Origin of the sequence: Streptomyces sp. NPDC002232, from assembly GCF_042890295.1 — a bacterium.
Lineage (GTDB): Bacteria > Actinomycetota > Actinomycetes > Streptomycetales > Streptomycetaceae > Streptomyces.
Map to the genome: position 1 here is coordinate 1 of NZ_JBIARV010000002.1, position 17,385 is coordinate 17,385.

The 17,385-nt window shown below is 71.5% G+C and carries 18 protein-coding genes; 8 read left to right on the plus strand and 10 right to left on the minus strand.

Features of this window, described 5'->3' with window-relative positions; all coding sequences use genetic code 11:
• Nucleotides 1-289: 289 nt before the first annotated feature.
• Nucleotides 290-952, minus strand: a complete 663-nt coding sequence (locus ACFYXU_RS06775; protein ID WP_376517755.1) for a DNA-3-methyladenine glycosylase — start codon at nucleotides 950-952, stop codon at nucleotides 290-292.
• 76 nt (nucleotides 953-1,028) lie between these two features.
• Here ACFYXU_RS06775 and ACFYXU_RS06780 point away from each other — a divergent pair, with 76 nt between their 5' ends.
• The 3 genes from ACFYXU_RS06780 (at nucleotide 1,029) to ACFYXU_RS06790 (ending at nucleotide 3,063) form a co-directional block, all read left to right on the plus strand.
• On the plus strand, nucleotides 1,029-1,811 hold the full coding sequence (locus ACFYXU_RS06780) for a sporulation protein (RefSeq protein ID WP_329856333.1): 783 nt from the start codon (nucleotides 1,029-1,031) through the stop codon (nucleotides 1,809-1,811).
• Between the two features lie 44 nt (nucleotides 1,812-1,855).
• Nucleotides 1,856-2,392: a YbhB/YbcL family Raf kinase inhibitor-like protein gene (locus ACFYXU_RS06785; RefSeq protein WP_361399565.1), complete on the plus strand. Its 537-nt coding sequence runs from the start codon at nucleotides 1,856-1,858 to the stop codon at nucleotides 2,390-2,392.
• A 164-nt stretch (nucleotides 2,393-2,556) separates the two neighbouring features.
• On the plus strand, nucleotides 2,557-3,063 hold the full coding sequence (locus tag ACFYXU_RS06790; RefSeq protein WP_329856335.1) for an HNH endonuclease: 507 nt from the start codon (nucleotides 2,557-2,559) through the stop codon (nucleotides 3,061-3,063).
• A gap of 69 nt (nucleotides 3,064-3,132) precedes the next feature.
• Here ACFYXU_RS06790 and ACFYXU_RS06795 read toward each other — a convergent pair whose 3' ends face one another.
• From ACFYXU_RS06795 to ACFYXU_RS06810, 4 genes are all read right to left on the minus strand, one after another.
• Nucleotides 3,133-3,906, minus strand: a complete 774-nt coding sequence (locus tag ACFYXU_RS06795; RefSeq protein ID WP_361399568.1) for a sulfite exporter TauE/SafE family protein — start codon at nucleotides 3,904-3,906, stop codon at nucleotides 3,133-3,135.
• A gap of 92 nt (nucleotides 3,907-3,998) precedes the next feature.
• Complete coding sequence (locus ACFYXU_RS06800; protein WP_376515176.1) at nucleotides 3,999-4,940, minus strand: SPFH domain-containing protein; 942 nt, start codon at nucleotides 4,938-4,940, stop codon at nucleotides 3,999-4,001.
• Between the two features lie 93 nt (nucleotides 4,941-5,033).
• Entirely contained in the window at nucleotides 5,034-5,462 is a 429-nt protein-coding gene (locus ACFYXU_RS06805; RefSeq protein ID WP_361399573.1) for an NfeD family protein, read from the minus strand.
• A 75-nt stretch (nucleotides 5,463-5,537) separates the two neighbouring features.
• Nucleotides 5,538-6,335, minus strand: a complete 798-nt coding sequence (locus tag ACFYXU_RS06810; RefSeq protein ID WP_329856341.1) for an ABC transporter ATP-binding protein — start codon at nucleotides 6,333-6,335, stop codon at nucleotides 5,538-5,540.
• Nucleotides 6,336-6,470: 135 nt separating this feature from the next.
• On the opposite strand from ACFYXU_RS06810, the gene ACFYXU_RS06815 reads away from it, so the two are divergent.
• Nucleotides 6,471-7,262, plus strand: a complete 792-nt coding sequence (locus ACFYXU_RS06815; protein WP_376515179.1) for a hypothetical protein — start codon at nucleotides 6,471-6,473, stop codon at nucleotides 7,260-7,262.
• A 204-nt stretch (nucleotides 7,263-7,466) separates the two neighbouring features.
• On the opposite strand, the gene ACFYXU_RS06820 is transcribed toward ACFYXU_RS06815, so the two are convergent.
• From ACFYXU_RS06820 to ACFYXU_RS06830, 3 genes are all read right to left on the minus strand, one after another.
• Nucleotides 7,467-7,706 (minus strand): chaplin, encoded by a 240-nt coding sequence (locus ACFYXU_RS06820; protein ID WP_329856343.1) that lies wholly within the window; start codon nucleotides 7,704-7,706, stop codon nucleotides 7,467-7,469.
• A gap of 165 nt (nucleotides 7,707-7,871) precedes the next feature.
• Nucleotides 7,872-8,513 (minus strand): response regulator transcription factor, encoded by a 642-nt coding sequence (locus tag ACFYXU_RS06825; RefSeq protein ID WP_329856345.1) that lies wholly within the window; start codon nucleotides 8,511-8,513, stop codon nucleotides 7,872-7,874.
• A complete protein-coding gene (locus ACFYXU_RS06830; protein WP_329856346.1) occupies nucleotides 8,506-9,651 on the minus strand; it encodes a GAF domain-containing sensor histidine kinase in 1,146 nt (381 codons plus the stop codon). Before ACFYXU_RS06830 ends, ACFYXU_RS06825 begins: the two co-directional genes overlap by 8 nt.
• Nucleotides 9,652-9,823: 172 nt before the next feature.
• Between ACFYXU_RS06830 and ACFYXU_RS06835 the strand changes: the two genes are divergently transcribed.
• The 3 genes from ACFYXU_RS06835 (at nucleotide 9,824) to ACFYXU_RS06845 (ending at nucleotide 12,701) form a co-directional block, all read left to right on the plus strand.
• Nucleotides 9,824-10,525 carry an SDR family NAD(P)-dependent oxidoreductase gene (locus ACFYXU_RS06835; protein WP_389456774.1) on the plus strand — a complete coding sequence of 234 codons (702 nt, stop codon included), beginning with the start codon at nucleotides 9,824-9,826 and terminating at the stop codon, nucleotides 10,523-10,525.
• Nucleotides 10,522-11,619 carry an S-adenosylmethionine:tRNA ribosyltransferase-isomerase gene (locus ACFYXU_RS06840; protein WP_389456776.1) on the plus strand — a complete coding sequence of 366 codons (1,098 nt, stop codon included), beginning with the start codon at nucleotides 10,522-10,524 and terminating at the stop codon, nucleotides 11,617-11,619. Before ACFYXU_RS06835 ends, ACFYXU_RS06840 begins: the two co-directional genes overlap by 4 nt.
• Before the next feature lie 293 nt (nucleotides 11,620-11,912).
• Nucleotides 11,913-12,701 carry a transglycosylase SLT domain-containing protein gene (locus ACFYXU_RS06845; RefSeq protein WP_389456778.1) on the plus strand — a complete coding sequence of 263 codons (789 nt, stop codon included), beginning with the start codon at nucleotides 11,913-11,915 and terminating at the stop codon, nucleotides 12,699-12,701.
• A gap of 61 nt (nucleotides 12,702-12,762) precedes the next feature.
• On the opposite strand, the gene ACFYXU_RS06850 is transcribed toward ACFYXU_RS06845, so the two are convergent.
• Nucleotides 12,763-15,357 carry an FHA domain-containing protein gene (locus ACFYXU_RS06850; protein ID WP_389456780.1) on the minus strand — a complete coding sequence of 865 codons (2,595 nt, stop codon included), beginning with the start codon at nucleotides 15,355-15,357 and terminating at the stop codon, nucleotides 12,763-12,765.
• A 197-nt stretch (nucleotides 15,358-15,554) separates the two neighbouring features.
• Here ACFYXU_RS06850 and serB point away from each other — a divergent pair, with 197 nt between their 5' ends.
• A complete protein-coding gene (gene serB, locus ACFYXU_RS06855) occupies nucleotides 15,555-16,772 on the plus strand; it encodes a phosphoserine phosphatase SerB (RefSeq protein WP_389456782.1) in 1,218 nt (405 codons plus the stop codon).
• 70 nt (nucleotides 16,773-16,842) lie between these two features.
• Here serB and ACFYXU_RS06860 read toward each other — a convergent pair whose 3' ends face one another.
• Nucleotides 16,843-17,361: a histidine phosphatase family protein gene (locus ACFYXU_RS06860; RefSeq protein WP_329856353.1), complete on the minus strand. Its 519-nt coding sequence runs from the start codon at nucleotides 17,359-17,361 to the stop codon at nucleotides 16,843-16,845.
• Nucleotides 17,362-17,385 lie beyond the last annotated feature (24 nt).

The window sequence follows — 17,385 nt, forward strand, 5'->3', positions numbered from 1 at the left end:
TCCTTCGTTCCTGTTTCCAGGCCCTCCGGGCGCTTCCTTCGTTTCCGACTCTATCAGATCTTTCCGATCCGATTTCCTCGGTGCTTTCCGGTCCCTTTTGCTTTCGCTCCGGGCCCTTCCGGCGTGTCCACTACTTTAGCCGATTTCCCCGGCGACTCATAATCGAGCCGATCGAATAGGAATTCAGGCATGCCGAAATAATCCCCTGCTGGGGTGTTATCTCGATTGAGTGGGGTGGCCGCTGCGGGGTGCTTGAACAAGCAGACCGTTTCCAGCGGCTCGGGCTACGTTACGAGGTCGGGCGGCCCGAGTCAAGGCGGCGCTTCCTGGGGGTGTGCGGGCGGTACGGGCTGACGGTGGGATCGCCGGTGATCCAGAACCGCCAGGGGTGCGGGGCGCCGTCGCCGCCGACTCCCGTGCGCGGGCCGCTGCTGACGCGGTCCGCCGCCGGGGGCGTACCGGTGAGCAGGGCGAGCGGGCCGTCCTGGCCCGCGCAGGCGTCCGCTCCGTTGAGGGAGAGCGCGATGTCGAGGGCGGTGGCGAGGCGGGCCGGGCCCTTCGCCAGCTCGTGGTCGGAGCGGGCCGAGCGGCGGCGGGGGCGGGCCTGGCCGGCGCCCTCGACGATCTCACCGGCGCGCAACAGGACCCCGCTCGCGTGCCCCTCGGGGCCGCACACCAGGTTCAGGCAGTGCCACATTCCGTACGTGAAGTAGACGTACGCGTGTCCGGGTGGTCCGAACATGACGGCGTTCCGTGCAGTGCGGCCCCGGAAGGCGTGCGAGCCGGGGTCGATCGCGCCGGCGTACGCCTCGACCTCGGTGAGGCGCAGTTCCATCCGGCCCTCGTCGGTGGTGCGGACGAGGGTGCGGCCCAGGAGATCGGGGGCCACGTCCAGGACGGGGCGGTCGAAGAAGGCACGTGGGAGCGGCGTACGGTCGGGGCTCTCGCTCATGCGGTCCGAGCGTAGTGGGGAACCGGCTACGGTCGTCGCGCGTATGTAGGGGTCAGGACCCGAGAAGGAGTGGAACATGGGATTCAAGAAGCTGCTCGCGAGCCTGGGTGCCGGTGGGGCGAGCGTGGAGACGGTGCTCACCGAGGAGAACGTCGTCCCGGGCGGGGTCGTCCAGGGCGAGGTGCGGATCCAGGGCGGCAGCGTCGACCAGCAGATCGAGGGGCTGTCCGTCGGGCTCCAGGCCCGGGTCGAGGTCGAGGGCGGTGACCAGGAGCACAAGCAGGACATCGAGTTCGTGAAGGTGCGTCTGGGCGGGGCCTTCGAGGTCAAGGCCGGGGCCGTGCACGTGGTGCCGTTCGGGCTGGAGATCCCGTGGGAGACGCCGGTGACCTCGATCGCGGGTCAGCAGCTGCGCGGGATGAACATCGGGGTGACGACCGAGCTGGAGATCGCCCGGGCCGTGGACTCCGGTGACCTGGACCCGATCAACGTGCACCCGCTGCCGGCGCAGCAGGCGATCCTGGACGCCTTCCTCCAGTTGGGCTTCCGCTTCAAGAGCGCGGACATGGAGCGCGGGCACATCCGGGGCACGCGGCAGCGGCTGCCGTTCTACCAGGAGATCGAGTTCTTCGCGCCGCAGCAGTACCGGGGCCTGAACCAGGTCGAGGTCAGCTTCGTCGCGGACGACCGTGAGATGGACGTCGTCCTGGAGATGGACAAGAAGCCGGGTCTGTTCGGTGAGGGCAGCGACTCCTTCCGTGCGTTCAAGGTGGGGCTGCACGACTTCCACGCGACCGACTGGGCGGCTTACCTCAACCAGTGGCTCGCCGAGGTCGGCGGCCGCCGCAACTGGCTCTAGGCTCGGCTCCGTCAGCGTTGACGGACGATTCGGAGGTACTCGACGTGTCCGAGGGCAAGAGGGCGCCGCTCCCCCATGACTTCCATCCGCCGGTGGCGGCCTTCACCGTGGTGAGCGACGACGTCGCGCCGGGCGGGGTTCTGAAGGACGCCCAGGTGTACGCGGAGGGGAACACCTCTCCTCAGCTGAGCTGGGAGGGCTTCCCCGCGGGGACGAAGAGCTTCGCCGTGACCTGTTTCGACCCGGACGCCCCGACGGGCAGCGGGTTCTGGCACTGGGTGCTGTTCGACATCCCGGTGTCGGTGACGGAGCTGCCGGCGGGTGCCGGGTCCGGGTCGTTCGCGGGGCTGCCGGCCGGTGCCGTGCAGGCGCGGAACGACTACGGGTCGAAGGACTTCGGCGGCGCGGCTCCTCCGGAGGGGGAGCTGCACCGGTACGTCTTCACGGTGTACGCGGTGGATCAGGAGAAGCTCGGTCCGGACTCCGACGCCTCTCCGGCGGTCGTCGGATTCAATCTGCGGTTCCACACGCTGGGGCGTGCCCAGCTGGTCGGTGAGTACGCGGCTCCCGCGGCGGTCTGATCGTTCGTTTGTTGTTTGCCTGCTTCTGGTCTTGGAGAGATCAGAGGCAGGCATCTTTTGTTTCGCGAGAAATTGCGTTGTCCGACCCGGCCGGCCCGGCCATCGTTGATCCAAGCCCACAGTCCCCTCCCGGGGTCGGGGCCGGCACACGGGAGGTGGGCAACATGCGGGACACGCTGGTACTCAACGCGAGCTTCGAGCCGCTTTCGACGGTCACACTCAACCGTGCGGTGGTGCTTGTCCTACAGGACAAGGCCGTCGTCGAGCAGGCCCATCCCGAGCTGCGGGTGCGCGGTGCCGCCGTCGATCTTCCGGTGCCCCGGGTGATCAGGCTCTGCCGTTACGTACGGGTCCCGTTCCGAAGACAGGCTCCGTGGTCGAGGAGGGGAGTGCTGGTCCGGGACCAGCACCGTTGCGCGTACTGCGGGCGGCGGGCGACGACGGTCGACCACGTCGTGCCGCGGGCCCAGGGGGGTGGCGACAGTTGGCTGAACACGGTCGCCTCCTGCGCCGAGGACAATCACCGCAAGGCGGACCGGACGCCGGAGCAGGCGGGGATGCCGCTGCTGCACCAGCCGTTCGAGCCGACGCCGGCGGACGCGATGCTGCTCGCGATGCGGGCGAGCGAGCGGTCGGAGCTGCCGGACTGGCTGGCGAAATCGGCCGCGTAGCCGTGTGATCCGTGATCGTGCGGAAGGGCCCGGCCCCCTCGGTGGGGGCCGGGCCCTTCCGCGTGCGGTCTAGCCGAGGGTCAGCTGGAGGATCGCCACGATGCCGACGGCGATGATCACTCCGCGCAGGACGGCCGGGGGCAGTCGGCGGCCGACCTTGGCGCCGAGCTGGCCGCCGAGGGTGGAGCCGACCGCGATGAGCAGGACGGCCGTCCAGTCGAAGTCGGCGACGAAGAGGAAGAAGACGGCGGCGACTCCGTTGACCAGGGCGCCGAGGATGTTCTTGACGGCGTTGATGCGCTGGAGGTCGTCGTGGAGCAGCAGGCCCATGAGGGAGAGGTAGAGCACGCCCTGGGCGGCGCCGAAGTATCCGCCGTACATGCTGGCGAGGAAGAGGCCGGAGAGGAGGACGGGGCCGCCGTCGGGGTGGGCCTCGGTGCCGGTCCGCTCGCGGCGGCGCTGGACGGCGGCAGCGATGCGGGGCTGGAACAGGACCAGGACGAGTGCGAGGCCGATGAGGACGGGGACGATCGCGTCGAAGGCCTCGGACGGCAGGGCCAGGAGCAGCATCGCTCCGATGAGTCCGCCGAGGAGGGCGACGGCGCCGAGGCGCAGGACGCGGTTCTTCTGGCCCTTGAGCTCGCGGCGGTAGCCGATGGCCCCGCTGACGGATCCGGGCACGAGGCCGAGGGCGTTGGAGACGTTCGCGGTGATCGGGGGGAGTCCGGTCGCGAGGAGGACCGGGAAAGTGATCAGCGTGCCCGATCCGACGATGGTGTTGATGGTGCCGGCGCCGATGCCGGCGGCGAAGACTGCCAGGGCTTCCCAGATGGACAACGCCATCTCCTTACATGGTCAGTGGCTCGCCTCCCCGCCCTGGCGGTGCCGGGGTCGAGGGGCTCGCACCGATCATGCACGAAAATTACGTGTACGTGTCAGTCAACCGAGGGCTCGTCTCGTCGCGCGGCCGGGACGTCGCCCTTCACGTTGAATCCGGGGACGCCGCCGCCGGCGTTTCCGAGGGCTCCGGAGAGGCCCTTGAGGGCGTCGCCGATCTCGCTGGGCACGATCCAGAGCTTGTTGGCGTCGCCCTCGGCGATCTTCGGGAGCATCTGGAGGTACTGGTAGGAGAGGAGCTTCTGGTCCGGGTCGCCGGCGTGGATGGCCTCGAAGACCGTGCGGACGGCCTGTGCCTCGCCCTCGGCGCGCAGGGCGGCGGCCTTGGACTCGCCTTCGGCGCGGAGGATCGCGGACTGCTTCTCGCCCTCGGCGGTGAGGATGGCGGACTGGCGGGTGCCCTCCGCGGTGAGGATCGCGGCGCGCTTGTCGCGCTCGGCGCGCATCTGCTTCTCCATCGAGTCCTGGATGGAGGTCGGCGGCTCGATCGCCTTGAGCTCGACGCGGTTGACGCGGATGCCCCACTTGCCGGTGGCCTCGTCCAGGACGCCGCGCAGGGCCGCGTTGATCTCCTCGCGGGAGGTGAGGGTCCGCTCCAGGTCCATGCCGCCGATGATGTTGCGCAGGGTGGTGACGGTGAGCTGCTCGATCGCCTGGATGTAGCTGGCGACCTCGTAGGTCGCGGCGCGGGCGTCGGTCACCTGGTAGTAGATGACGGTGTCGATGTTGACGACCAGGTTGTCCTGGGTGATCACCGGCTGCGGCGGGAACGGGACGACCTGCTCACGGAGGTCGATCCGGTTGCGGATCGAGTCGATGAACGGGACGACGATGTTCAGTCCGGCGTTGAGCGTGCGGGTGTAGCGGCCGAAGCGCTCCACGATCGCCGCGCTCGCCTGCGGGATGACCTGGATCGTCTTGATCAGGGCGATGAAGACGAGCACCACCAGAATGATCAGGACGATGATGACTGCTGACATCGTGTTCCCCGTGCCCTTCGCTGCCGGTTGTCTGCCGGGTTTCTTCCGATGATCCAGTTTCCCAGATGACGAAGCCTCATGGGCGCGGTTCGGTCACATGACCACCGCGGTCGCCCCGTCGATGTCCACGACGTCGACCTGTTCGCCCGGTTCGAAGGCCTGTCCGCCGTCGAGCGTGCGGGCGGACCAGATCTCGCCCGCGAGTTTGATGCGGCCTCCGCTGCCGTCGACCCGTTCCAGGACGACGGCCTGTCGGCCCCTCAGGGCGTCGATGCCGGTGGCGAGTCCGGGTCCGCCGTCGCGGTGGCGGGCGGCGATCGGCCGCACCACGGCGACGAGTGCCACGGAGACCACGACGAAGACGAGGACCTGCGCGACGACACCGAGGCCGAGGGCGGCGGTCACCGCCCCGGCGACCGCTCCGACGGCGAACATGCCGAACTCCGGCATCGCGGTCAGTACCAGCGGGATGCCGAGCCCCACCGCGCCGATCAGCCACCAGACCCATGCGTCGATGTCCACATGGTCATGGTAGGGCGGTGGGGTCCTTCCGGGACAGGGCGCGGGCGGCTGTGCGGGACGCCGGTGCCCTCCCGGTCACTTCAGGGGCAGGCCGTGGGCGGTCCAGCGGTCGCCGACGCGCTCGACGACGAGCGGGAGCCCGAAGCAGTGCGAGAGGTTGCGCGAGGTGAGCTCCATCTCGACCGGTCCCGCGGCGAGGACCCTGCCCTGGCGGATCATCAGGACGTGGGTGAACCCCGGTGCGATCTCCTCGACGTGGTGGGTGACCATGATCATGGAGGGGGCGTACGGGTCACGGGCGAGCCGGCCGAGGCGGCGGACCAGGTCCTCGCGTCCGCCGAGGTCGAGGCCGGCGGCGGGCTCGTCGAGGAGGAGGAGCTCCGGGTCGGTCATCATCGCGCGGGCGATGAGGGTGCGCTTGCGCTCGCCCTCGGAGAGGGTGCCGAACCTGCGGTCCAGGTAGTCGTTCATCCCGAGCCGGTCGAGGAAGGCCTTGGCGCGCTCCTCGTCGACCGGGTCGTAGTCCTCGTTCCAGGTGGCGGTCATGCCGTACGCGGCGGTGAGGACGGTCTCCAGGACGGTCTGGCGCTTGGGGAGCTTCTCCGCCATGGCGATGCCGGCCATGCCGATGCGGGGGCGGAGTTCGAAGACGTCGGTGCCGACGCCGCCGAGCTGCTCGCCCAGGATGCGGGCGGAGCCCTTGGTGGGGAAGAGGTAGCTGGAGGCGATGTTCAGAAGGGTGGTCTTGCCGGCGCCGTTGGGTCCGAGGATCACCCAGCGCTCGCCCTCCTTGACCGACCAGGAGACCTCGTCCACCAGAGCCCGTCCGTCGCGGACCACGGATACGTCCACCAGCTCCAGTACATCGCTCATGAGCGCGTTGTCTCCCCTTGGGGTCGAGTCTTGTCGACGCCATGCGCCGATGGGCGCGGCGTCCAGGGGAAAACCTACGTTATCGACGGAGCGGACCGGTCCGTAGGGCTTCCTTTCAGTCCTTAGTCTGGGGGGATGCTTTCGGAACCACGCTCAGGACGTCTGGCCGCCTGGGGCAATGCCCTGCTGGCCGGTGCGGTGTCGCCCGACGAGGCGGCGACGGCGATTGTCGGGGAGGACGCGGTGCACCGCGTGGAGGGGCTGCCGGGTGAGGCGGGGCCGGTGGGGCTGACGCTCGCGCTGGGCCGGCTGCGGCGGCTCGGGGTGACCGGGTGGCGGGTCGCGCTGCCCGCACCGGGGCATCCGCTGGGGTTGAGCGGACCGCCGGACTTCAACGCGCGCGCGTTGGAGGCGGAGGAGGCGGTGGTGGGCTTCGGCGCGCCGTACGGCCTCGTGCCGGAGGTCGCGGAGGCGGGTCCGGCGGGTGACGTGCACGTCTCGGTGGTCTGGCACTGCCTGGCGGTGCGGGAGGCGCCGCCGGCCGACGTGCCCTCGCTCGGCGAGGCGGAGCGGGAGCTGGCGGAGGCGCTGCGGGACGCGACGGCGGTGCTGACCCGGCTGGACGTGGCGGCCTCGGGCCCGGCGGCGGACGCGGCGCGCGAGGCGTACCGGGCGCGGGCGGAGGTGGGGCGCGAGGTGCTGGCCCCGGGCTATCCGCCGCGTGCGGTACGGGTCCTGGAACTGGCGCAGCGGATCGGCCTGCTCGTGGACCTGGCGTACGACCACGGTCACGGGGGCGCGGTGAGCGCCTCGGAGATGTCGGCCCGGGGTGAGGCGCTGCGGCCGGTGGAACGGGTGGCCCGGCGGGCCCAGGTCGCGGCGTACAACGCGTACGTGGAGGAGCGGGAGCGGGACCGGGGGTTCTGAGGCGGGGCGTTCGGGCCTCGGGCCCCGGTTCCGGGGGTTCTGGGGCCGGCCTGGGCGCCCTCGGGCTCCGGGGGTGCGGGCGGGCAGGGTCCTGCGGGGTCGTGCCGACCCGTTCCGCCCCGCGGAACGATGGCCCACAACGGTGCGGGAACGGCGAAGCCCCGCCGCCGGGGGGATCGTCCGGGGCGGGGTTCGGGGGTGGGGTCAGCCGTTGACGGCGCCGTTGCCGAAGGCCGGGTTGAGCAGGCCGATCACGTTGACCGTGTTGCCGGAGACGTTCACGGGGACGTGGACCGGGACCTGCACCAGGTTGCCGGACGCGACGCCCGGCGAGTGGAGGGCCTGCCCGGCGGCGTCCGCGTTCGCGGAGGCGACGCCCGCGCCGGCGGCGACGATGCCACCGGCGACCATGGTGAGGGCAGCGGCCTTCTTGAGGTTCTTCACTTGGTACATCCTCCTGGTCATCGCTGCGGCAGGTCCGCCGCAGCACGCCATGGAGAACGCCGCAGCCCCCGTCGGGTTGCGCCGAACGGGGGACATACACACGACGGTATGAAGGACTGAACGGTCGTGCGCCCCCGCGCGCAGGGGGCGCGTACCTGAGCGGCGTCAGCGTGTGAGGCCGTGCCGCACCGCCCACAGCGCCGCCTGGGTGCGGTCCGCGAGGTCGAGCTTCATCAGGATGTTCGAGACGTGCGTCTTGACCGTCTTCTCGGAGAGGACCAGCGCGCGGGCGATCTCCCGGTTGGACCGGCCGTCCGCGATCAGGCCGAGGACCTCGCGCTCCCGCTCCGTGAGCGTCGAGCCCCGTCCCGTGCCCTGCGACTCGTCCTGGGCGAGGAGCGCCCCGGCGACCTCGGGCTGGAGCAGCACGTGCCCCGCGTGGACGGAGCGGATCGCGCCGGCCAGGGCGTCCGGGTCGACGTCCTTGTAGACGTACCCGAAGGCGCCGGCGCGGAGCGCGGGCACGACCGTCCGCTGCTCGGTGAAGCTGGTGACGATCAGCACCCTGGCGGGGTTGGCGAGCTCGCGGAGCCGCTTGAGCGCCTCGATGCCGTCGGTGCCCGGCATCTTCACGTCCATGAGGACCACGTCGGGGCGGAGCTCCTCGGCGCGGGCGACCCCCTCGGCACCGTCGGAGGCCTCCCCCACCACCTCTATGTCGTCCTGCACCTCCAGGAAGGTGCGCAGGCCTCTGCGGACGACCTGGTGGTCGTCGACCAGCAGGACTCGGATCGGCTTGTCAGCCACCGGGAACCTCCATCTCGATCGTGGTGCCCTCGCCCGGGGCCGAGGTCACGGTGAGCCGTCCGCCGACGCCGCCCGCCCGGTCCCGCATGGAGACCAGGCCGAGGTGGCGGCCGGCGCTGCGGACCGTGCGCGGGTCGAATCCCCTGCCGTCGTCGGTGACGGTGAGCCGCGCGCCCTGGCCGCTGCGGACGAGGGAGACCGCGACGAGCTCCGCGTCCGCGTGCCGCAGGGCGTTGTGCAGGGCCTCCTGGGCGACCCGGAGGACGGCCTCCTCCTGGGCGGCGGGCAGGGCCCGGGTCCCCGGGCTCTCGAAGGTGACCCGGGCCGAGTGGGCGCGGTCGAGGACCTGGATCTGGGTCCGGAGGGTGTGGACGAGGCCGTCCTCGTCGAGGGCGGCTGGCCGGAGCTCGACGACGGCGGCGCGCAGCTCGTCGGCGGCCTCGGCGGCGAGCGAGGCGACCTGCTGGAGCTCGCCCTTGGCGCGCGCGGGGTCGCGGTCGACGAGGGCCGCGGCGGCCTGGGCGGTGAGCCGGAGCGAGAAGAGCTTCTGGCTGACGGCGTCGTGCAGCTCGTGGGCGAGGCGCGAGCGCTCCTCGGCGATGGTGAGCTCACGGCTGCGCTCGTACAGGCGGGCGTTGGTGAGGGCGATGGCCGCGTGCTGGGCGAGGATCGCGAGGAGCGCCTCGTCGTCGGCGGTGAAGCCGCAGCCGCCGCCGGGCTTCGGACAGCGCTTGTTGGCGAGGAAGAGGGCGCCGAGGATCTCGTCGCCGTCCCGGACGGGCAGGCCGAGGAAGTCGGACATCTCGGGGTGGGCGTCGGGCCAGCCCTCGAAGCGGGGGTCCTGGCGGACGTCGGCGAGCCGCTCGGGCTCGGCCTTGTGGAGCATCGAGGCGAGGATGCCGTGCTGCCGGGGCAGCGGGCCGATCGCCCGCCACTGCTCGTCGCTCACGCCGTCGACCACGAACTGGGCGAAGCCGCCGTGGTCGTCGGGGACGCCCAGGGCCGCGTACTCGGCGTCGAGCAGCTCGCGGGCGGACGCGACGATCGTCTTGAGGACGTCGCGCACCTCCAGGTGGCGGCTCATCGCGAGCAGGGCGGTGCTCACGGCGGCCAGGCCGGAGCTGGGTCGATGGCTCATGTGTTCACGGTACCGGCGGGGTGTGACGGTCCGTATCCGACCGGGGACGAGGGCGGGGCCGGTCCCGGGACCTAGGTCGAAGTGCCCTCGGGGGTCCGGGCCCGGGGACGAGGCGGCGGGCGGGGACGCCGCCGGAGGCTTGAGCCATCGACACGGAGAGGGGACGGACGTCATGGCAGTCGCGATCATCACGGGGGCGTCGAAGGGTCTGGGGCGGGCGCTGGCGCAGGCGCTCGCCCGCCGGGGCTGGGACCTGGTGCTCGACGCCCGTACGGCACAGGTGCTGGAGGAGGGCGCGGAGGCGGCACGCGCGCGGGGGGCCCGGGTGGTGGCGCTGGCCGGGGACGTCACGGAGGCGTCCCACCGGCGGGAGCTGGTGGCGGCGGCCCGGGAGCTCGGCGGACTCGACCTGCTGGTGAACAACGCGGCCGTACTGGGCGCGGAGCCGCTGGTGCCGCTCGCGGATCAGCCGCTGGACGGATTCCGGGCGGCCCTGGAGGTCAACGTGGTGGCGCCGCTGGCGCTGCTCCAGGAGGCGCTGCCCCTGCTGCGCGCGGCGCCCGAGGGCGCGGTGCTGGGTCTGACGTCGGACGCGGCCGTGACGGCGTACCGGACCTGGGGCGCGTACGGGGCGACGAAGGCGGCGCTCGACCTGATGTCGGCGGTCCTGGCGGTGGAGGAGCCGGGGCTGCGGGTCTGGTGGGTGGACCCGGGCAGCATGCGGACCGGCATGCTGGCCGCGGCGGAACCCGGCGAGGACCTGTCCGGGACTCCCGCTCCGGACGAGGTCGTCCCCGTCTTCCTGCGGCTGCTCGACGAGCGGCCGGCCGGCGGCCGGTACACGGCGGCGGAGTGGGCGGGGGCGGACCGGTGAGCGTGCTGTCCGACGGGCTGGAGGGGCTTCGGGTGCCGCCGGAGCTGTCGGCGCGGGTGCCGGCCGAGCAGCGGGGGCCGGGGCACGGCCGGGACGACGTGCGGCTGCTCGTGTCGCGGGGCGAGGCGGTCTCGCACCACGCCTTCGCGGAGCTGCCCGCGCTGCTGCGGGCCGGGGACGTGCTCGTCGTGAACACGTCGAGCACGCTGGCGGCGGCCGTGGACGGGCGGCTCGGTCCGGAGCCCGGCGGGGAGCCGGTGGTGGTGCACTTCTCGACCCGCGGGGACGACGGGCGGTGGGCCGTGGAGCTGCGGGCGCCGGACGGGTCGGGCAGTACGCGCCCGCGTGGGGGCGGCCCCGCGGGGGCGGTCGTGCGGCTGCCGGGCGGGGCGCGGCTGGTGCTCGGGGAGCCGCTGGCGCCCGGGAGCGGGCGGCTGTGGTGGGCGCGGGCGGACGGGGACGTGCCGGGGCTCATGGGGCGGTACGGGCGGCCGATCCGGTACAGGTACACGGAGCGGGACCAGCCGCTGTCGGCGTACCGGACGGTGTTCGCGCGCCCCTCCCCCGACGGCTCGGGCTCGGCGGAGATGCCGAGCGCGGGGCGGCCCTTCACGGCCCCGCTCGTGGCGGAGCTGGCCGGCCGTGGCGTACGGATCGCTCCGCTCTCCCTTCATACGGGGGTGGCGTCGGCGGAGGCGCACGAGCCGCCGTATCCGGAGCGCTTCGCGGTCCCGGCGGCGACGGCGGCCGTGGTGAACGGGGCCCGCGCCGCGGGCCACCGGGTGATCGCGGTGGGGACGACGGCGGTACGGGCGCTGGAGTCCGCGACGGGCGGCGACGGGGTGGTCCGGGCCCGCGCGGGGTGGACGGACCTCGTGGTGACGCCCGCGCGGGGGGTCCGTGCGGTGGACGGGCTGCTCACGGGGCTGCACGAGCCCGAGGCCTCGCACCTGCTGATGCTGGAGGCGGTCGCCGGGCGACCGGCGCTGCGGAGCGCGTACGCCGCCGCGGTGAGGGGGCGCTACCTCTGGCACGAGTTCGGCGACGTCCATCTCCTCCTTCCGGAGGAGAACGTTCACCGTATGCATTGCTGAAGCAACGCCTGGTGAGTTCGTTACGTGCCCGATGTGAGGCCGCGCATAGGACCCAGGTCACTTACGAAGCCCCCTAGTGGTTACCCGAATGCCGGATATGGGCGGAGGAAACGGGCCACAGGGGGCTTTGTGTGGCCTGTGCACAGGTCCCTGATCCACTACCCGGGATCGTACGTCACTCCTTTGCCACGGGATTTTGCCGCCGCTAAGAATTGCCCTCGTCGCCGCCGAGCAGGCGCAGCGCCGCCCCGGCCGCCGAGCGACCCCCCAGCGATTCGAAGAGGTAGCCCAGCATGTCTGCGAACACCCCTGGCCACAGTCGTGGTCTGAAGAAGACCCACAAGGCCACGATCGCCGGCGTCGCCGCTCTGGGCGCCGCCGCGCTCACCCTCTCCCTCGTGTCCGGTGGCGACGGCGGCACCGAGACGGAGCCGCAGGCCCTCGCCGGTACGCAGCAGGTGGCCTGGTCGTACGACGCGAACAGCCCGCAGGCGAAGGCCCTGGCGGCCAGCATCGACCAGCAGCAGAGCACGATCGGTCTGAAGGCCAAGCAGGAGGCCGAGGCGAAGGCCAAGGCCGCCGCCAAGGCGAAGGCCGACGCGAAGGCGAAGGCCGCGGCCAAGGCGAAGGCGGACGCCCGCGCCAAGGCTCAGGCGAAGGCCAAGGCGGAGGCGAAGGCCAACAAGGCCGCCGCGGCCGCGAAGAAGCGCGCCGCGCAGAAGGCCGCCGCGAGCCGTTCCGTGGCCCGCACCCCGGTCTTCGCGAACAACCTCGACGGCTGGATCCGCGAGGCGCTCTTCATCATGGACAAGCACAACATCCCGGGCTCGTACAACGGCCTGCACAAGAACATCATGCGCGAGTCCAGCGGCAACCCGTACGCCATCAACAACTGGGACATCAACGCCATCAACGGCATCCCGTCCAAGGGCCTGCTCCAGGTGATCTACCCGACGTTCAAGGCGTACCACATCGCCGGCACCAAGTTCGACCAGTACGACCCGGTCGCCAACATCGTCGCCGCCGCCAACTACGCGGCCGACCGCTACGGCTCGATCGACAACGTCAACAGCGCGTACTGAGTCGTCTCGGACGCGCCGAAGGGCGGCACCCCGCGCGGGGAGCCGCCCTTCGGGGCTGTCGTCACTTGCGCATGACCTCGGGCTCGTGGCGGCGCAGCAGCCGCGCCACGAGGACGCAGCAGACCGTCGCCATGAGGAGCTGGATGCCGAGGTCCAGGCTCCACTGGCCGACCGTGTGCTCCCACAGCGGGTCGGTGTTCGTGGGGTCCTTGTGGTCCCACGGCGGCATCAGGTGCGCCAGGTCCAGGGTGGTGCCGGCGCCGGCGATGCCCCAGCGGGAGGGCATGAGCCAGGCGAACTGCTCCAGGCCGGGCGAGCCGTAGACCTGGAAGAGGATGCCGGTGAACACGACCTGGATGATCGCGAACATGACGAGCAGCGGCATGGTCTTCTCGGCCGTCTTCACCAGCGCGGAGATGACCAGGCCGACCATCATCGAGGTGAGTCCGAGCGCGATGACCTGGACGCACAGCTCGACGGCCGGCGGCATGAACAGGCCCTCCTCGGGCAGCGCGCGCGTGGAGAAGCCGATGCCGCAGATGATGACGCCCTGGAAGGCCGTGATCACGCCGAGGACGATCACCTTGGACATCAGGTAGGCGGAGCGGGACAGGCCGACGGCGCGTTCGCGCTCGTAGATGACCCGTTCCTTGATCAGCTCTCGGACGGAGTTGGCCGCGCCGGAGAAGCACATGCCGACCGCGAGGATCAGCATGATCGTGCCGGCGTCCCCGTTGAAGCGGGACGGCGGCGTGGGCTTGCCCAGGCCGAAGTCGGCCGGGATGACGACGGACACCGCGCCGAGGACGGCCGGCAGGATCACCATCAGCGCCATGAAGCCCTTGTCGGACGCGATGACGGAGACGTAGCGGCGGATCAAGGTCAGCAGCTGCGAGCCCCAGCCCTGCGGCTTCGGCGGCCTGGCCATCGCCTGCTGCGGCATCTGGACCGGCTGCGCGGCGACGGCGTCGATGTCCGCGGCGTACATCTGGTAGTGCTGCGAGCCCTTCCAGCGGCCCGCCCAGTCGTAGTCGCGGTAGTTCTCGAAGGCGGAGAAGACGTCGGCCCAGGTGGAGTAGCCGAAGAAGTTCAGCGCCTCCTCCGGCGGGCCGAAGTACGCCACGGAGCCACCGGGCGCCATGACGAGCAGCTTGTCGCAGAGGCCCAGCTCGGCCACCGAGTGCGTGACGACGAGGACCGTCCGGCCGTCGTCGGCGAGGCCGCGGAGCAGCTGCATGACGTCGCGGTCCATGCCCGGGTCGAGACCGGAGGTCGGCTCGTCCAGGAAGATCAGCGAGGGCTTGGTGAGGAGCTCCAGGGCGACGGAGACGCGCTTGCGCTGGCCACCGGAGAGGGAGGTGACCTTCTTCTCCTTGTGGATGTCGAGCTTGAGCTCGCGCAGCACCTCGTCGATGCGGGCCTCGCGCTCGGCCGTGGCGGTGTCGCCGGGGAAGCGGAGCTTGGCGGCGTAGCGCAGCGCCTTCACGACGGTCAGTTCCTTGTGCAGGATGTCGTCCTGCGGGACCAGACCGATGCGCTGGCGCAGTTCGGCGAACTGCTTGTAGAGGCTGCGGTTGTCGTAGAGGACGTCGCCCTCGTTGGCCGGACGGTAGCCGGTCAGCGCCTTGAGCAGGGTGGACTTGCCGGAACCGGACGGGCCGATGACGCCGATCAGCGACTTCTCCGGGACGCCGAAGGTGACGTCCTTGAGGATCTGCTTGCCGCCGTCGACCGTGACCGTGAGGTGGCGGGCCGAGAAGGAGACCGATCCGGTGTCGACGAACTCCTCGAGCTGGCCGCCGACGATGCGGAAGGTCGAGTGGCCGACGCCGACGATGTCCTGCGGTCCGAGGAGGGCCGAGCCGCCCTTGGGGATCGGCTGACCGTTGACGTAGGTGCCGTTGTGCGAGCCGAGGTCGCGGATCTCGAAGCGGCCGTCGGGCGTCGCGTGGAACTCGGCGTGGTGCCGCGAGACCTGGAGGTCGGAGACGACCAGTTCGTTCTCGAGGGCACGGCCGATCCGCATGACGTGACCGAGGGACAGCTGGTGGAACGTGGTGGGGCTGCGGTCGGAGTAGGCCGACGACGCCCCCGCGGCGGCACCGGGGTGGCCCGGCCCGGGTCCCTGCTGGTGCGGGACCTGCTGGTGCGGGACCTGCTGCTGGACGGGCGGCTGCTGGGCCTGCTGCGGCCAGCCCTGCTGCTGAGACGGCTGGTGCTGCGGCGCCTGGTGCTGCGGAGGCGCCTGGTGCGTGGCCCAGTCGGCCTGGGCCGGGCCGGCGGCCTGGTGGGCCGGGGCCTGCTGGTGCGGTGCCTGCTGGTGCGGTGCCTGCTGCTGAGGCGCGGCGGCCGCGCCGGCGGCGAGATTCAGCCGCGGGCCGTCGGTCGCGTTGCCCAGGTGGACGGCCGAGCCGGGGCCGATCTCCACCTGGTGGACCCGCCGGCCCTGGAGGAAGGTGCCGTTCGTGGAGCCGTGGTCCTCGATGACCCAGCTCCGGCCGCCAAAGCTGATGGTGGCGTGCCGCCACGAGACCCTGGCGTCGTCGATGACCAGGTCACCCTGAGGGTCCCTGCCCAGGGTGTACGACCGGGACGGATCGAGCGTCCAGGTCCTGCCGTTCAATTCCAGTACGAGTTCTGGCACTCCATGCCCCACTACTTGTCCCCCGATGTACCCCCGTCTTCGGGAGTCCAGGGATGGCGAATCATCCTGGGGAACTATTTCAGGCCCGGTCCGTTCTCGGAAAGTCGGGCCGCGTGAAGACCTTCGGGTCAACTCCTGGACCACTCGGGTGTCCGCAGGGCGGGACGGGCGGTCGAGCGGCGCACGGTGCCCGATACGGTGGAACCACCATGAGCGCATCGCAGACCTCAGACGTTCCCACCCTTCTCGTCAAGATCTTCGGGAAGGACCGTCCCGGGATCACCGCGGGACTCTTCGACACCCTCGCCGCCTACTCCGTCGACGTCGTGGACATCGAGCAGGTCGTCTCCCGCGGCCGCCTCGTCCTGTGCGCGCTCGTCACCGAACCGACCGTCGCCCCGCAGGGCGAACTCCGGGCCACCATCCACAGCTGGGCCGAGTCGCTGAAGCTCCAGGCCGAGATCATCTCCGGCACGGGCGACAACCGTCCCCGCGGTGAGGGGCGCTCGCACGTCACCGTCCTCGGCAACCCGCTCACCGCCGAGCAGGCGGCGGCCATAGCGGCCAGGATCGCGGAGACCGGCGGCAACATCGACCGCGTCTTCCGCCTCGCGAAGTACCCGGTGACGGCGGTCGAGTTCGCCGTCTCGGGCTGCGGGACCGAGCCGCTGCGGACCGCGCTGGCCACCGAGGCGCACAGCGTCGGGGTCGACGTGGCCGTGGTCTCCGCCGGTCTGCACCGCCGGGCCCAGCGCCTGGTGGTGATGGACGTCGACTCGACCCTGATCCAGGACGAGGTGATCGAGCTCTTCGCCGCGCACGCGGGCTGCGAGGACAAGGTCGCCGAGGTGACGGCCGCGGCGATGCGCGGCGAGCTGGACTTCGAACAGTCGCTGCACGCGCGCGTGGAGCTGCTCGCCGGCCTGGACGCCTCGGTGGTGGACAAGGTCCGCGCCGAGGTGCGGCTGACGCCCGGTGCCCGCACCCTGATCCGTACGCTCAAGCGGCTCGGCTACCAGGTGGGCGTGGTCTCCGGCGGGTTCACCCAGGTCACCGACGACCTGAAGGAACGTCTCGGCCTGGACTTCGCATCGGCCAACACGCTGGAGATCGTGGACGGGAAGCTCACCGGCCGGGTGACCGGCGAGATCGTCGACCGGGCGGGCAAGGCACGGCTGTTGCGCCGGTTCGCCGCGGAGGCGGGGGTGCCGCTGTCGCAGACCGTGGCGATCGGTGACGGGGCCAACGACCTGGACATGCTGAACGCGGCCGGGCTCGGGGTGGCCTTCAACGCGAAGCCGGTGGTCCGCCGCGCGGCGCACACCGCGGTGAACGTGCCGTTCCTGGACACGGTCCTCTACCTGCTCGGCATCACGCGCGAAGAGGTGGAGGCCGCGGACGGCGGCGAGGAGGACCTGCCGCACTGAGCGGTGGGGGTACGGAGGAGGGCCCGGGCGTCGGTCGACGCACGGGCCCTCCTCCGTGTCCGTACGGGGATCAGTCGTGCGGGGTCCAGAAGTCGACGAGGCGGCCGACGCCGTGCTCCACGGCCTTCCAGGAGCCGTCGAAGGTGAGGACGGCGAAGGCGGAGGTCGGGAAGCCGCTGCGGTTCATCCGGGGCAGGAGGTCGCCCTCGGACTCTCCCGCGAGGGCGTCGGCGAGCGCGTGCATCCCGGGGTTGTGGCCGATGATCAGCAGGTCGCCGACGGTGTCCGGGGTCTCGTTGACCAGGGCGATGAGCTCGCCCAGGGAGGCCTCGTAGATCCTCTCCTCGTACACCGTCTTCGGGCGCGCGGGCAGCTCGTGGACGGCCAGCTTCCACGTCTCGCGGGTGCGGGCCGCGGTCGAGCAGAGGGCAAGGTCGAAGGTGATGCCGCTGTCGGCGAGCTTGCGGCCCGCCACCGGGGCGTCCTTGCGGCCTCGTTCGGCCAGGGGTCGCTCGTGGTCGGACTCGTCGTTCCAGTCAGCCTTCGCGTGCCGGAGCAGCACGATCCTGCGGGTTGTGTCGACGCTCATGGTCCACAGCTTCGCACGAAACAG